General features: G+C 67.5%; 13 protein-coding genes. 3 read left to right on the forward strand and 10 right to left on the reverse strand.

Features of this window, described 5'->3' with window-relative positions; genetic code table 11:
• Nucleotides 1-5: 5 nt before the first annotated feature.
• Both pyk and CJ177_RS14115 read left to right on the forward strand, forming a co-directional pair.
• A complete protein-coding gene (gene pyk / locus CJ177_RS14110) occupies nucleotides 6-1,478 on the forward strand; it encodes a pyruvate kinase (RefSeq protein ID WP_095867960.1) in 1,473 nt (490 codons plus the stop codon).
• Nucleotides 1,479-1,613: 135 nt separating this feature from the next.
• Entirely contained in the window at nucleotides 1,614-3,797 is a 2,184-nt protein-coding gene (locus CJ177_RS14115; protein WP_095868226.1) for a malate synthase G, read from the forward strand.
• Nucleotides 3,798-3,855: 58 nt separating this feature from the next.
• Here the strand turns inward: CJ177_RS14115 and CJ177_RS14120 are convergent, their stop codons facing one another.
• From CJ177_RS14120 to CJ177_RS14160, 9 genes are all read right to left on the reverse strand, one after another.
• Nucleotides 3,856-4,593 (reverse strand): anti-sigma factor domain-containing protein, encoded by a 738-nt coding sequence (locus CJ177_RS14120; RefSeq protein ID WP_005251028.1) that lies wholly within the window; start codon nucleotides 4,591-4,593, stop codon nucleotides 3,856-3,858.
• On the reverse strand, nucleotides 4,586-5,164 hold the full coding sequence (locus CJ177_RS14125) for a sigma-70 family RNA polymerase sigma factor (protein ID WP_011595276.1): 579 nt from the start codon (nucleotides 5,162-5,164) through the stop codon (nucleotides 4,586-4,588). Before CJ177_RS14125 ends, CJ177_RS14120 begins: the two co-directional genes overlap by 8 nt.
• Nucleotides 5,165-5,262: 98 nt before the next feature.
• Nucleotides 5,263-6,063, reverse strand: a complete 801-nt coding sequence (locus tag CJ177_RS14130; RefSeq protein ID WP_095867961.1) for a DUF1295 domain-containing protein — start codon at nucleotides 6,061-6,063, stop codon at nucleotides 5,263-5,265.
• Entirely contained in the window at nucleotides 6,060-7,370 is a 1,311-nt protein-coding gene (locus CJ177_RS14135; protein WP_095867962.1) for a cyclopropane-fatty-acyl-phospholipid synthase family protein, read from the reverse strand. Before CJ177_RS14135 ends, CJ177_RS14130 begins: the two co-directional genes overlap by 4 nt.
• Nucleotides 7,367-8,749 carry a class I SAM-dependent methyltransferase gene (locus CJ177_RS14140; RefSeq protein ID WP_005251046.1) on the reverse strand — a complete coding sequence of 461 codons (1,383 nt, stop codon included), beginning with the start codon at nucleotides 8,747-8,749 and terminating at the stop codon, nucleotides 7,367-7,369. The genes CJ177_RS14135 and CJ177_RS14140 overlap by 4 nt, the downstream gene beginning before the upstream one ends.
• Nucleotides 8,746-9,486, reverse strand: a complete 741-nt coding sequence (locus CJ177_RS14145; protein ID WP_061697421.1) for a DUF1365 domain-containing protein — start codon at nucleotides 9,484-9,486, stop codon at nucleotides 8,746-8,748. The genes CJ177_RS14140 and CJ177_RS14145 overlap by 4 nt, the downstream gene beginning before the upstream one ends.
• Nucleotides 9,483-10,823 (reverse strand): NAD(P)/FAD-dependent oxidoreductase, encoded by a 1,341-nt coding sequence (locus CJ177_RS14150; RefSeq protein WP_061697420.1) that lies wholly within the window; start codon nucleotides 10,821-10,823, stop codon nucleotides 9,483-9,485. The genes CJ177_RS14145 and CJ177_RS14150 overlap by 4 nt, the downstream gene beginning before the upstream one ends.
• Entirely contained in the window at nucleotides 10,816-11,463 is a 648-nt protein-coding gene (locus CJ177_RS14155) for an alpha/beta fold hydrolase (protein WP_061697392.1), read from the reverse strand. Before CJ177_RS14155 ends, CJ177_RS14150 begins: the two co-directional genes overlap by 8 nt.
• Before the next feature lie 172 nt (nucleotides 11,464-11,635).
• Nucleotides 11,636-12,301 (reverse strand): fasciclin domain-containing protein, encoded by a 666-nt coding sequence (locus CJ177_RS14160; RefSeq protein ID WP_061697393.1) that lies wholly within the window; start codon nucleotides 12,299-12,301, stop codon nucleotides 11,636-11,638.
• 193 nt (nucleotides 12,302-12,494) lie between these two features.
• Here CJ177_RS14160 and CJ177_RS14165 point away from each other — a divergent pair, with 193 nt between their 5' ends.
• Nucleotides 12,495-13,097 (forward strand): lipocalin family protein, encoded by a 603-nt coding sequence (locus CJ177_RS14165; RefSeq protein WP_061697394.1) that lies wholly within the window; start codon nucleotides 12,495-12,497, stop codon nucleotides 13,095-13,097.
• Here CJ177_RS14165 and CJ177_RS14170 read toward each other — a convergent pair.
• A complete protein-coding gene (locus CJ177_RS14170) occupies nucleotides 13,076-14,557 on the reverse strand; it encodes an SDR family oxidoreductase (RefSeq protein ID WP_061697395.1) in 1,482 nt (493 codons plus the stop codon). The two genes, CJ177_RS14165 and CJ177_RS14170, sit on opposite strands and share 22 nt — an antisense overlap.
• Between the last annotated feature and the right edge of the window lies 1 nt (nucleotide 14,558).

The raw sequence follows: 14,558 nt of genomic DNA on the forward strand, positions 1-14,558 counted from the left end.
ATCCTATGACAGCAACAGTGTCCGAATACCTCGTCACACCCGGCCGGGAGGCGCCCGCGTCGGCGAGGCGCGCGAAGATCGTGTGCACCCTCGGGCCCGCAACGGCAACCGGCGACCGCATACGCGAACTCGTCGACTGCGGAATGGATATCGCACGGCTCAACTTCAGCCATGGCGAACATTCCGATCACGAGGAGAACTACCTCCGGGTGCGGGATGCGTCCGAACGCACCGGCCGGGCGGTAGGTGTTCTCGCCGACCTCCAGGGCCCGAAGATCAGGTTGGGGCGCTTCGCCGAAGGCAGCACCGTCTGGTCGGACGGCGACGTCGTGCGGATCACCGTCGACGAGTGCGAGGGCACCCACGACAGGGTGTCCACAACCTACAAGCAGTTGGCGGAGGACGCCGAGCCCGGTGACCGGTTGCTCGTCGACGACGGCAAGATCGGACTGGTCGTCACGGACGTCGACGGCAACGACGTGGTGTGCTCGGTCACCGAGGGCGGTCCGGTCAGCAACAACAAGGGTGTGTCGTTGCCGGGGATGAACGTGTCGGTCCCGGCGCTGTCGGGCAAGGACATCGCCGATCTCGAGTTCGCACTGCGTCTCGGTGTCGACCTCATCGCCCTGTCGTTCGTGCGATCGGCGGAAGACATCGAACTCGTCCATGCCGTGATGGATCGGGTCGGCCGCAGGGTCCCGGTGATCGCGAAGCTCGAGAAACCGGAGGCGATCGACAACCTCGAGGCCATCGTGCTGGCGTTCGACGCGGTGATGGTCGCCCGCGGCGATCTGGGCGTCGAGCTTCCTCTCGAACAGGTGCCGCTCGCGCAGAAACGGGCCATCCAGATTGCCCGCGAGAATGCGAAGCCGGTCATCGTCGCGACGCAGATGCTCGAGTCGATGATCGAGAACTCACGGCCGACCCGGGCCGAGGCGTCGGACGTGGCGAATGCCGTCCTCGACGGCGCGGACGCCGTCATGCTGTCGGGCGAAACGTCCGTCGGGAAGCACGTGATGGAGACGGTCCGCACCATGGGTCGCATCATCAGTGCGGTGGAGGAGAAGTCCACGCACGTTCCGCCGCTGGCGCACGTACCCCGCACGAAGGGCGGAGTCCTGTCCTACGCGGCGCGCGACATCGGGGAACGATTGGGTGCGGCGGCGCTCGTCGCGTTCACCCAGTCCGGGGACACCGTGCGCCGGCTCGCGCGGCTGCACACTCCACTGCCGTTGCTGGCGTTCACCCCGCTCCCGGAAGTGCGCGCTCAACTCGCGCTGACCTGGGGGACCGAGACATTCCTCGTCGACCCCGTCGAGTCGACCGACCAGATGATCCATCAGGTCGACCACGCGCTCCTCGGCCTTGGCCGGTACCAGCGGGGCGACCTCGTCGTCATCGTCGCGGGATCACCCCCGGGCACCGTCGGCTCGACCAACCTGATCCACGTCCACAGGATCGGCGAGGAAGACCACTGATCGGATGTGACGCTGTAACCGTACGCCCGTCCGCTATTGACAGAACTCGATGGACACGGTTTTCTTAATGTCAAGATACGAAACTGTGTTTTCGCATCGTGGAAGTTTTGCCAAGTGCGGAAGGTGAGTCATTTCATGACTGAGCGTGTTGAGGTCGGCGGTCTGCAGGTCGCGAAGGTGCTCTACGACTTCGTGAACGAGGAGGCGCTGCCGGGGACCGGGGTGGACGTCGACGGGTTCTGGGCGGGTGCGGCGAAGGTGATCGACGATCTGGCGCCGAAGAACAAGGCGCTGCTGTCCACCCGCGACGACCTGCAGGCCCGGATCGACGGCTGGCACCAGGGCCGGGCCGGCACCGTGATCGACCCGGCCGAGTACAAGGCGTTCCTGACCGAGATCGGGTATCTGGTGCCCGAACCGGCCCCGTTCGAGGTGTCGACGGCGAACGTGGACACCGAGATCACCGCGACCGCCGGACCGCAGCTGGTGGTCCCGGTCCTCAACGCCCGCTTCGCGCTGAACGCCTCCAACGCGAGGTGGGGGTCGTTGTACGACGCCCTGTACGGCACCAACGCCATCCCCGACGACGGCGGCGCCGAGGCCGGTAGCTCCTACAACAAGGTCCGCGGCGACCGGGTCATCGCCTGGGCCCGCACCTTCCTCGACACCGCCGCCCCCCTCCAGTCCGGTTCGCACGCCGACGCCGCCCGCTACACCGTCGACGGCACCGCCCTGACCGTGCAGCTCGCCGACGGCACGATCACCGGCCTGGCCGAGCCGGGCAAGTTCGTCGGCTACCTCGGCGACCCGGGCGCCCCGACCAGTGTGCTGCTGCGCAATCACGGGTTGCACGCGGAAATCCAGATCGACCCCGCCTCCCCGATCGGCCGGACCGACGCGGCCGGCGTCAAGGATGTGGTGCTCGAGTCCGCGGTCACCACCATCATGGACTTCGAGGACTCCGTCGCCGCCGTCGACGCCGACGACAAGGTGATCGGCTACCGCAACTGGCTGGGCCTGAACCGCGGGGACCTGACCGAGGAGATGACCAAGGGCGGCACGGCGTTCACCCGCCGACTGAACCCGGACCGCACCTACACCGCCCCGGACGGGTCCGAGCTCACCCTGCACGGGCGGTCGCTGCTGTTCGTCCGCAACGTCGGCCATCTGATGACCACCCCGGCGATCCTGCACGGCGACGGCACCGAAATCCCCGAGGGCATCCTCGACGCCCTGATCACCTCCCTGTGCGCGGTCCACGGGCTGTCCCGGTCCGAGCAGACCGGGCCGTTGGACAACTCCCGCACCGGGTCGATCTACATCGTCAAACCCAAGCAGCACGGCCCCGACGAGGTCGCGTTCACCACCGAACTGTTCGGCCGCGTCGAGCAGGTCCTCGGGCTGCCCGCCAACACCCTCAAGGTCGGCATCATGGACGAGGAACGCCGCACCACCGTCAACCTCGCCGCCTGCATCAACGAAGCCAGCGAGCGGGTGGTGTTCATCAACACCGGGTTCCTCGACCGCACCGGCGACGAGATCCACACCTCGATGGAGGCCGGGCCGATGATCCGCAAGGCCGAGATGAAGAAGCAGACCTGGATCACCGCCTACGAGGACTGGAACGTCGATGTCGGACTCGCCGCCGGGTTGCAGGGGCGGGCGCAGATCGGCAAGGGCATGTGGGCGATGACCGAGCTGATGGCCGAGATGCTCGAGCAGAAGATCGGCCACCCCAAGGCCGGCGCGAACACCGCGTGGGTGCCGTCCCCGACCGGGGCCACCCTGCACGCCACCCACTACCACCAGGTCGACGTCGTCGCCGTCCAGAACCGGCTGAAGGGCACCCGGCGGGCCACCCTCGACGAGATCCTCACCATCCCCCTCGCCCCCGACACCGACTGGTCCGAGGCCGAGAAGCAGGAAGAACTCGACAACAACTGCCAGTCCATCCTCGGCTACGTGGTCCGGTGGATCGACGCCGGCGTCGGCTGCTCCAAGGTCCCCGACATCCACGACGTCGCCCTGATGGAGGACCGCGCCACCCTCCGCATCTCGTCGCAGCTGCTGGCGAACTGGATCCGGCACGGTGTGGTCACCGCCGACCAGGTGGTGCAGTCACTGCAGCGGATGGCCCCGGTGGTGGACCGGCAGAACCAGGGCGATCCCACCTACCGGCCGCTGGCCCCGGACTTCGACACCAACATCGCGTTCCAGGCCGCGAAGGAACTCATCCTCGACGGCACCCGCCAGCCGTCGGGCTACACCGAACCGATCCTGCACCGCCGCCGCCGCGAATACAAAGCAGCCAACGCCTGACCGGTAGTTCCATACGTGAGTGGCGAAGCGTGCCCCGGCACGCTTCGCCACTCACGTATCAGGTGAGGTTCACCGTCGCGAAGATGTCGCCGGTCGGCTGGGTGGAACCGCCGGGCGGCTCCACACTGAATCCGAGCGCCGTCGACTGGTCGATGTCGTTCACGACCGCGGTGGTCGACGGTGACACGTCATCGGCTTCCATGATTCCGGCAGACACCGGCTCGTGGGATGGTCCGAGCAGCCACATCTGATAGACGGAACCGGACTCGGGCGGTGGGACGTCGTTCATTACCAGCACTCCGGCGTCGACGTCCTTGGAGTACACGACGGTGGCCGAACCGCCACCGGCGATCGGTGCCACCGCAGTGCGGACGTCGTCGGCCGCGAGGATCTGCGCGGGCACGGGTTGGCCGTCCTCGCTCTGCAACTGCTGAGCGACGGTGATGCCACCCACGGCGAGGACGACGACCGCGGCCGCCGCACTCAACGCCGCCACGAGACGCCTGCGCTTGCGCGCACGAACCTCGTCCAGCGCTATCGGTGCGGGCGCAGCGGCAGTGCCGGGCAACGCATCGAGGATTCGCCCGAGCAGGTGAACGGGCGGCTCGACTGCGGTGGACGCCGACTGGGCGGCCATCGTCTCGTGCACACCGCGGACGGCGGTGTCGAATTCGAGACGAACGTGGGGCGGTGCGTTCTGGACGGCGGTGTCGATCTCGAGGCGCTGCTGATCGTCGACGGCGTCGAGGGCGTACACCTGAGCGAGGTCGAGGATTTCGTGCTGGGACTCATCCATCGAACTGCACCCCCAGACATTGCTTGAGCCTGATCAATCCGTCTCGAATTCGTGATTTCACCGTGGGAAGCGCGACGGACAGCCGTTCCGACACCTCTCGGTACGTCAGTCCCCCGTAATAGGCGAGGACCACCGTTCTCTGCTGGACTTCGGTGAGCGTGCCGAGGCAGTCGACGACGTCGCTGGTGTCGCCGCGTCGGGTGACTTCCTCCGACACCGCGTCGAAAGGTCCGTACCAACTCGAGGCGCCGTAGGCGGCTTCACGTTCGGTGCCGGACTGCTCCGACCGCACCCGGTCGACGGCACGGCGATGTGCGAGGGTGATCAGCCACGACAGCGGCGACCCCTGCTTCGGATCGAATTTGTCCGCGTTGTTCCAGACCTGCAGGTACACCTCTTGGGTGGTTTCCTCGCTGTATCCGGGATCGCGCAGGACCCGCAGCACCATGCCGTACACCCGCGCGCTGGTGCGTTCGTAGAAATCGCTGAAGGCATCCCGCTCGCCCTGCGCGATACGCGCCAGCAACGCCGTCAGCGTCACGTTCTCCGTGTCCCTGTCGACACCGGTCATCGGCCCATTCCGTTCATCGATCCACAGCCTAATAGCAGGTTGCGGCCGGTGTGACCACGATGGGATCCGAGGGGATGCGAGCGATGCCGGCATGGCACTCACCGCTTCGGCGGCAAGGGGAGGAAATAGCTGGTGCGCTGCTGGTATTCGGGGTAGCCGGGACGCTGCGACATCGACTTCTCGAGCAGCCTCGCCCCGGTTGCGAACACCAGGAAATACGTCATGACCACGGGAGACAGCACGGTGACGGGGCCGGGCCACACGCTCGCCGCGATGAGCCACAGCCCCCACCACACGCAGGAATCGCCGAAGTAGTTCGGGTGCCGCGTCCACGCCCACAGGCCGACGTCCATGATCGCGCCCTTGTGGGACGGGTCCGCCTTGAACGCCTTCAACTGGTGGTCTCCGACCGATTCGAACACGACACCGACCACCCACAGGAGGGCGCCGAGCACCCCGACGACCGCGCCGAGCCCGGATGCGGGACCGAGCACGGCCGACACCTGCAGCGGCAGCGACACGAACCACTGCGCGAGGCCCTGGGTGAGAAAGATCTTCCGGACGACGACACCGGGCGAGTCGCCGCCCGCCCGGTCGAGCATCTCCACGTAGCGCGGGTCCTCGCCCTTGCCCGCGGACTTGGCGTACATGTGCCAGGTCAGTCGCAGACCCCACACCGCGACGAGCACCACCACCAGCCAGCGGCGGAGTGTGTCGCCGTCGCCGATGACGGCGGCCACGAGCGCCACCAGGACGAAACCGAGGCCCCAGGACACGTCGACGACGTTGTAGCGTCCGATCCGCCGGCCGACGAGGAACGTCGCGGCCTGGAGGACGGCGAGCACGAGAACGCTCGCCGCGGTGACGGCGCCGAAGTTCGACCAGTCGAATCCGTTCATCGGAGCACGCCGGATCCCGCGGAGTCGACCCGCACGGCGGGCATCAGAGACCGACCCGCCACGGTCGGCTTCACGGCCAGAATCTGATCGACACCCATGCGGCCCTGCTCGAAGCTCATCCCGCCGCCGACGAGGTACAGCCGCCACACCCGGGCCATCTCGAGCCCGACCATCTCGACGACGTCGTCCCAGCGGGACTCGAACTTCTCCAGCCACGCGTCGACCGTCCAGACGTAATGCTCACGGAGACCAAGCACGTCGCGCACCTCGAGCCCGGCTCGTTCGAGGTACGCGACGCTCTCACCGACGGGACGCATGGTCATGTCGGGAGCTATGAACGACTCGATGAACGGGCCGCCTCCGGGATGGCGTCCGGTGCGCGACATCTGCTGGATCAGCACCCGGGCACCGGGCTTCGCGTTGTCGTGGAGGGCCTGCGCGTACCGGGTGTAGTTCTTCTCGCCCACGTGCTCACCCATCTCGAGGGAGGCGACGGCGTCGAACGGGCCGTCGGGGACCTCGCGGTAATCCTGCAGACGGATCTCGACGCGGTCCTGCAACCCGCGCTCGGCGATCCGCTTGTCGATGAATGATTTCTGCTCACGGGAGATGGTGACACCGACGACGTGTGCGCCGTATTCGGCTGCGGCGTGGAGGCTCAGCGATCCCCAGCCGCATCCGACGTCGAGTAGTCGCATGCCGGTTTCGAGTCCGATCTTGCGGCACACCAGGTCGAGCTTGTCCCGCTGGGCGTCCCCGAGTCCGTAGTCCGCATCCTGCGGCGTTCCCGGCGCATTCCGGGTGAAATAGGCGCACGAGTAGGCCATCTGCGGGTCCAGGATCAGGGCGTAGAAATCGTTGGAGAGATCGTAGTGGTGACTGATCGCGGCGCGGTCGCGCAGCAGACTGTGCAGCCGCCCGCGGATGTTCGCCTGTGTGGCGGGTGCGGGGAGCGGCCCGCCCACGACGCCCAGCTTCGCGGCGACGCGCAGCACCTTCGCGACCGTCGTCGGGCTCGGCCGGACTCCGCCGAGCCCCCGCTCGCGGGCCACCGCCCACACGTGTGCCAGGGCCTCGCCCAGGTCGCCCTCGACGTCGATCTCACCCGTCACGTAGGCCTGCGCGGCCCCGAGTTCGCCGGGGTTCCAGAGCAATCGGCGCAGCGCATCGGGACTGCGCAGCACCACCTTCGGCGCCGTGACCGGGCCTGCGGTGCTGCCGTCCCACGCGGTCAGATGCACGGGCAGTTCGCCGCGGACGAGCGGACGCAACGCCTTGTCGAGTTCGGCGGCAACGGTCACGGTCATGCTCCCGTCTTGTCGAGGACGAGCTGCTGGACGTCGATGTAGCCGGAGCGGAACCCGGCCTCCGAGTAGCAGAGGTAGAAATGCCACATGCGGCGGAACGTCTCGTCGAATCCGAGTTCCTCCGCCTGCGCGCTGTGCGCGGCGAACCGCTCCTTCCACAGCCGGAGCGTCTCCGCGTAGTGCTGTCCCATGCTCAGACGTTCCCGCACCCGTAGTGCGGTGTGTTCGGCGGTGACGGATTCGATCGCCTCGGTCGACGGGAGGAATCCGCCCGGGAAGATGTACTTGTGCACCCAGGTGTAGGTGTTGCGGGTCTGCAGCATCCGATCGTGCGGCATGGTGATCGCCTGCAGCGCAACCTTTCCGCCCGGAGCGAGAAGTTTGTCGAGCACCCGGAAGTAGGTGGCCCAATACTGATGTCCGACGGCCTCGATCATCTCGACCGACACGATGGCGTCGTACTCGCCGTCGACGTTGCGGTAGTCGAGCAGGTCGATCTGCACGGTGTCCGAGTGGCCGGCCTCGGCGACGCGCAGACGGGCCAGGCTCTGCTGTTCGCTGGACAGCGTCACCGAACGGACGACGGCGCCGCGTTCCGCCGCCCGGATGCACAGTTCTCCCCAGCCCGTCCCTACCTCGAGCAGCCTGGTGCCCGCACCGACGCCGGCCTCGTCGAGCAGCCGATCGATCTTGCGGCGCTGCGCGTCCGCGAAGTCCTCCCACTTCGGGGTGATCTGTGGGACGGGTGCCCGCAGGACCGTCACGTCCCGGACCTGCCCCACGCGGGTCGGGGTCGACGAGAACAGCGCGCTCGAGTACGTCAGCGTCTCGTCGAGGAATGTCTCGAACATCTCGTTGGACAGGTCGTAGTGGCGGGAGATGTTGGAGCGGGTGTTCTGCTCGGTGTTGCGTTCCTGGGCGGGGTGTTTGGCGACATACAGTGCGCGCAACCGTTGCAGCGGGCGGGGAATGAGGGTCGCCATCCGTGAGGCGAACACGCTCAGCACCGCGGCGAGATCCGGCGACGTCCAGTCGCCGGCCATGTACGACTCGCCGAAGCCGATGAGGCCGCTCGTCCCGACCCGCCGGGCGAATGCGTCCGGGTTGCGGATGATCATGCGAGGCAGTATTTCCTGCTCCCGGCGTGCCCCCACCAGGGTGCCGTCGGGGTACTCGATGCGGACGTCGAGGTCGGCGGCCGCGCGGCGGAACAGGCGGTCGGCAACCTTCGCCGACACCGAGGCACGCGGACCTGTTGGCACGTCGGCCAGGCCAGGCCAGATCCGGTTGTCGATCCGCGGATCCTCCCCGGTGAACGCGAGGTCGGCGGTACTCACGGCAGGCGATGCGTCCATGTCGGTGTCCTTGTTCCTTCTCACTGAACTGTCTCCTTCTGCCGGCCGTCGGGCCGAGCCGTGACGGGGAGTCCACGGGCCCACAAAGTGATTCCCTGGATACGAATGCGAGCCGACACCACGAGAGGTGCCAGGGGAGTGCGTAGTTGAGTCCTCAGGACCGTCCGGCGGGTGGCGGGCTGCCGCGTTCCCCGCACCGTCGCGGTGAACGGGGCGTGCCCGTCCCGGTGGAGCACCACGTTCAGCGAGAGCGTGTCGCCGGGCTCGGGGAACCGCATCTCGTAACGGCCGCTCACGTCGTTGAACGGGGAGACGTAGAACTGCTTGTCCACCTCGGCGCGGTCGCTGCCGTCGGGCCGGATCAGGTAGCTGTGCCGCTGACCGTAGGTGTTGTGCACCTCGGCGATCACGCAGCGGAGGGTGCCGTCGACGTCGTGGCACCAGTACACGCTGAGCGGGTTGAACACGTAGCCGAGCACCCGCGCGTTGAGGAGCGCCGTCACCGTCCCGCCGCGGAGGTCGACTCCGTGGGTGGCGAGGAACGCATCCACCCTCGCGCGCAGCGTGTCCGCGCCGGCACCGGAACCGGGTTCGAAGTGGTCCTCGGCACGGAAGCGGGCGAACGGACCGAGCCACCCGGGTAGGTGCGGAAGGTCGTCGACGTCGACGTACCAGCTGTAGCTCGAATACTCGAAACTGTTGCGGACAGGTTCGGTGCGTGCGTGCCGGATCGTCGTCGAGTAGATCGCCGGCGCGGTCACGACACCGTCTCCCGTTCGCGGTGTCGTCCGGCGTGCGTATCCCACGATCCGCCGATCCGTTCGGCGGCGCGCAGGCCCGAGAGCGCTCCGTCCTCGTGGAACCCCCAGCCGTGGTAGGCGCCCGCGAAAGCAAAGGTGCTGGAACCGAGTTCGCGTAACCGCGACTGCGCGGCCACGGAGTCGGGGGTGTAGACGGGGTGCTCGTACGTCATCTCGGCGACGACCTTCGACGGGTCGACGAGGTGCTTGCCACCGAGTGTGACGAGGAACCGCCGGTCGTGCACCGTGTCCAGGCGCATGAGCCGGGTCATGTCGTAGGTGACGATGACGCCCGTCGCGTCCGTGCTGTCGGCGGGAGTCAGGTAGTTCCAGGACGCCCGGGCGTTCTCCGCGCGGGGGAGCAGCGACTCGTCCGTGTGCAGCTGGGCGTGATTCACCGAGTACGGCATGTCGCCGAGGATCTCGGTCTCGCGGTCCGAGGCGTCGCCAAGCAGGGCGAGCGCCTGACGGGGGTGGACGGCCACCACCACGGCGTCGAAGTACCGGACGTCGCCGCTGCCGTCGACGACGCACGCGCCGCCGTCCAGGGTGCGTTCCACCTGCTGCACGGGGGTGTCGAGAAGTATCTCGTCGAGGTGTGCCGCCACCTTCTCGACGTAGCGGGCGGAGCCACCTGTCACGGTGCGCCACGTGGGTGACCCGAAGACGGTGAGCATTCCGTGGTGCTCGAGGAACGTGAACAGGTAGCGGGCCGGATAGCGCGCGGCTGTCGTGGGATCGCACGACCACACCGCCGCGACGAGCGGAGTCATGAAATTTTCGACGAAGTACAGACTGAAACCGTTGCGGCGCAGAAACTCGCCCAGCGGTTCCTGCGCGCCCGCCTCGTCGGCCGGGGTGTCGAGCACGGCGCGGGCGCAGCGGTGGAACCGGAGAACCTCGCCGAGCATCCGCCAGTAGCGCGGCCGGGCCAGGGTGCGCGCGGTGGGGAACAGTCCGCGGATCCCCTTCGCGCCAGCGTATTCGAGCCCGCTCGCATCGGATCGGATGGACATCGACATGTCCGAATCCTGGGTTGCCACGTCGAGTTCGGCGAACAGGCGCAGCAGGGTGGGGTACGTGCGGTCGTTGTGCACGATGAAGCCCGTGTCGACGTCCACTTCTGCGCCCGAGTCGAGTGTCAGGTGGTGCGTGTGGGCGTGACCGCCGAGACGGGCATCGGCCTCGTAGAGGGTGACGCGGTCGCGGCGGGACAGAACGTAGGCGGCGGTCAGCCCTGCGACGCCGCTACCGATCACTGCGACGTTCCTGCGTTCGAGCTTCTCCGAATCATGCATGGCGACCTGCTTTCCGGTCAGTCGGTGCGGCGACGACACCTTCCGCAGCGAAGGCGTCGAGAACGAAATCGGCGGTCATGCGATGCCACCAGCGAGGCCGGGTGAGCATGAAGTGTCCGGCTCCCGTCAGGGGAGTCCACGAGGCGTTCACCCCACGAGCCAGCGCCTGCTCGGTCTGGACTCGGGAAGAGGTGGGATCCGTCCAGCGGTCGGCGGTTCCGTGCGCGACCATCAGGCTGCGGTCGGCGGGCACCAGTTCGCCGTCGGACTCGGGCCACCAGGGTGCGAGCGCGGCGATCGCCCGGATGGTGTCGAGCGCAGCGAGGTGAGCGGCGACGCGGCCGCCCATCGAATGTCCGACGACGGCGACGGGGACGTCCCCGAACCGCAGCCGGGCCCGCTCGACGGCCACCCGGGCGTCCTGCACCGGGCTGGCCTCGGGGGCGTTCCATCCGCGGACCCGGTACTGCAGCCGCTCCACGACGATTCCGTGCCGCCCGAGCGTGGACCTCAGAGACCAGGTCATCCAGGTCATGCGCAGATTCGACAAGTGCCAGAACCGCGAGTGTGCCTGACTGCGTGGTTTGCCGCCGGGCAGCACGAGTACGTACGCCGGGGCGGTGGGTGAGCCTTTCTCCATATCAATTATTCGGAGCTGACTTTGCGTCGGATGGGCGGACCCGCACCCGCTCACGTGAGTGGCGAAGCGTGCTCGAGCACACCGTGGCACTCACGTGGGAGCACGCAAGAACCCGGCGGCATCGGTGTGGGACCGATGCCGCCGGGTGCGGAGAACTGTGAGACGAGCGTGCTTACTGGGGCATCAGGACGGTGTCGACCAGGTACACCGTGGCGTTGGCGGTCTGGACGCCACCGCAGATGACGCCGGCGTCGTTGACCTTCAGATCGTCGCCCGAACCGGTGACGGTGACGGTGCCACCCTCGACGGTCGTGTGCTGGCCGTCGATGTCACTCGGCGCGATCTGGCCGGGCACGACGTGGTAGGTCAGGACCTTGGTCAGCAGCGCCGGGTCGGTCTTCAGGGTCTCGATCGTGGCCGGGTCGACCTTCGCGAACGCGGCGTCCACCGGCGCGAACACCGTGAACTGTCCGCTGTTCAGCGTGTCCACCAGGTTGACCTGCGGGTTGAGCTGACCGGATATGGCGGCGGTGAGTGTGGTGAGCAGCGGGTTGTTGGACGCGGCCGTCGCGACGGGATCCTGCGCCATGCCGCTGACCGAACCGGCACCGTCCGGCACCGTCTTCGCGTACTCGGCGCAGCCCGGACCGACCAGGTTGGCGGCGGGATCGGCCATCGCGGACGAGGTCATCGAACCGGACGACATCGACTCGGACGTCACCGCCTCAGGGGCCGAGCCGCTGCTCGACGAGTCGCTGTCGTCCGACGAACACGCTGCGCCCAGCAGGACGAGGGACGTGCTCGCTGCGACTGCCAGAACTCGTGTGCTGATGTTCATGGGTTATTGCCTCTCTCCGGTGTGGGTGCGGATGAGCACCATCGACAGGCATTCGGAGCGGTCTCCGGAACGGATGGGTCGAAGGTTTTCGAGGATCGACCCATCCGATCCGGAAGAGGCGTCGAATGCCCCGAGAGAGGGTGCTGCGCAGGCCCTCTGCTCCGGCTGCCCGTTTATCGTGAAAGGATCCGAGATGACGCTCTCGAAGGCACGTGGATTCGCCGCAGGACTGCTGACCGCCGCTGCGGCCGTGGTGCTGGCGGCGAGCCCGGCACAGGCTCAGCCCGGTGCGCTCGCACCCGTCCCGTCCCTCGACGTCCAGAGGTACCTCGGTACGTGGTATCAGTTGGCCGCTGTGCCACAGCCGTTCAACCTGGACTGTGCGCGGGACACGAGGGCGACGTACGGGCTCGTCGACCCGTCGAACGTCAGCGTCGCCAACACGTGCACCACCTGGGCGGGAGGGACGAACGGAATCAACGGCAATGCGCGCGTCACCGACCCGGTCACCAATGCGCAACTCCACGTGAGCTTCCCGGACGTGCCATTCCAGAGTTCGCCGGACGGTCCCACCAACTATGTGGTCACCTACATCGCCGACGACTACTCGTGGGCGCTCGTCGGTGACCCGGCACGGGCTTCGGGTTTCGTCCTCTCCCGCAACCCCGCGGTCGACGACGCGGGATGGAAGCAGATCCGGCAGGTGGTGGAATCGCGCGGCTACAACTCGTGCCTGTTGCTGACGTCCCCGACCACCGGTGGCCGAGAGGGAATTCAGCCGCTCTGCACGGTGTGACGGGCAGCGGAGCCCGTGATGTTCTCCATCATGCCTTTGAAGATGATTCCGTGGAACGGCATGATCGAGTACCAGTACAGCCGTCCGGCGAGGCCTTTCGGGAAGAAGATGGCTCGTTGATCGAGTCGGGACCGGTCGGAATCGACACTGTGGACTCGCCATTCGAGCCACGCCCCGCCCGGTGCCCGCATCTCGGCGCGCAGCCGTAGCAGGGACCCCCGGTCGATGCGTTCGACCCGCCAGAAATCCAAGGGGTCACCGGTGTTGAGCTGCTTCGGGTTCCGGCGTCCGCGGGTGAGTCCGACACCGCCGACCACGCGGTCGAGCCAGCCGCGCACCGACCACGCGAGTGGGAACGAGTACCAGCCGTTCTCGCCGCCGATGCTCTCGACGACGCTCCACAGCGTTCCGGCGTCCGCGTCGCAGTCCCTGGTGCGTTCGTCGGTGTAGACGACCTCGCCGGCCCAATCGGGATCGGACGGCAACGGATCGGACGGGGCGCCGACCGGCGACGCACTGGCCCATGTCGTCTCCACCTCGCCGTTGTCGATGCGCCGCAACGCCAATCGCACGGCGTCCCGGTACGTGGTCAGGCCGGCCTTCGGCGGTGGGATGACGTCGTCGATGTCGTGTTCGGAGGCGACGGCGTCGTTCTGCAGCGATTCGATCAGGGCCCGCCCGAGCGAGCGGGGGATCGGGGTGACCAGACCGATCCACAGACCGGCGAGCTTCGGGGTCAGTACCGGAAGGACGAGGATGCGACGCTGACGCAGGCCCGCGACCTCGGCGTACGTCTGCATCATCTCGCCGTAGCGGATGACGTCGGGGCCACCGATATCGAAGGTGCGGCTGCGCGGCAACGGCGCCTCGGCCGCGGCGACGAGGTAGTGCAGTACGTCGCGGACCGCGATCGGCTGGATCCGGTTGTTCACCCACCGCGGGGTGGTCATCACGGGGAGCCGGTTGGTGAGGTGGCGGATCATCTCGAACGACGCCGAACCTGAGCCGATGACCACCCCTGCCTGCAGAACCATTGTGGGAACACCGGAGTCGACGAGGATCTGCCCCACCTGTGTGCGGGAGCGCAGGTGCGGAGAGAGGTCCACCGAGTCGGGATGCAGCCCGCCGAGATAGACGATCCGGCCGACACCGGACGTGCTGGCCGCCTCGGCCACGTTCTCCGCGCTGACGCGTTCGGCCTCCTCGAACTCCTCCGAACCACCCATCGAATGCACGAGGTAGTAGACGACATCCACGTCCGTGAAAGCGGCAGAAAGGGATTCGGGATCGCTCAGGTCGCCGCGGGCGATCTCGACGTCGGACGCCCACGGAACGTCGGTCAGTTTCTCGGGTGAACGCACCAGAACCCGCACCCGGTAGCCGGCTTGCGAAAGCCGGGGAGCGAGGCGTCCGCCGATGTATCCGGTGGCACCGGTGACCAGTACACGTAACTGCGTCATT

Origin of the sequence: Rhodococcus sp. ACPA1, assembly GCF_002300195.1 — a bacterium.
In the GTDB taxonomy this organism is placed as follows: domain Bacteria; phylum Actinomycetota; class Actinomycetes; order Mycobacteriales; family Mycobacteriaceae; genus Rhodococcus_F; species Rhodococcus_F opacus.

What these genes read in the sequence shown, in the direction of transcription:
- pyk (WP_095867960.1), top strand. Translation starts at nt 6, where the DNA reads ATGACAGCAACAGTGTCCGAATACCTCGTCACACCCGGCCGGGAGGCG.
- CJ177_RS14115 (WP_095868226.1), top strand. Translation starts at nt 1,614, where the DNA reads ATGACTGAGCGTGTTGAGGTCGGCGGTCTGCAGGTCGCGAAGGTGCTC.
- CJ177_RS14120 (WP_005251028.1), bottom strand. Translation starts at nt 4,593, where the DNA reads ATGGATGAGTCCCAGCACGAAATCCTCGACCTCGCTCAGGTGTACGCC.
- CJ177_RS14125 (WP_011595276.1), bottom strand. Translation starts at nt 5,164, where the DNA reads ATGACCGGTGTCGACAGGGACACGGAGAACGTGACGCTGACGGCGTTG.
- CJ177_RS14130 (WP_095867961.1), bottom strand. Translation starts at nt 6,063, where the DNA reads ATGAACGGATTCGACTGGTCGAACTTCGGCGCCGTCACCGCGGCGAGC.
- CJ177_RS14135 (WP_095867962.1), bottom strand. Translation starts at nt 7,370, where the DNA reads ATGACCGTGACCGTTGCCGCCGAACTCGACAAGGCGTTGCGTCCGCTC.
- CJ177_RS14150 (WP_061697420.1), bottom strand. Translation starts at nt 10,823, where the DNA reads ATGCATGATTCGGAGAAGCTCGAACGCAGGAACGTCGCAGTGATCGGT.
- CJ177_RS14155 (WP_061697392.1), bottom strand. Translation starts at nt 11,463, where the DNA reads ATGGAGAAAGGCTCACCCACCGCCCCGGCGTACGTACTCGTGCTGCCC.
- CJ177_RS14160 (WP_061697393.1), bottom strand. Translation starts at nt 12,301, where the DNA reads ATGAACATCAGCACACGAGTTCTGGCAGTCGCAGCGAGCACGTCCCTC.
- CJ177_RS14165 (WP_061697394.1), top strand. Translation starts at nt 12,495, where the DNA reads ATGACGCTCTCGAAGGCACGTGGATTCGCCGCAGGACTGCTGACCGCC.
- CJ177_RS14170 (WP_061697395.1), bottom strand. Translation starts at nt 14,557, where the DNA reads ATGACGCAGTTACGTGTACTGGTCACCGGTGCCACCGGATACATCGGC.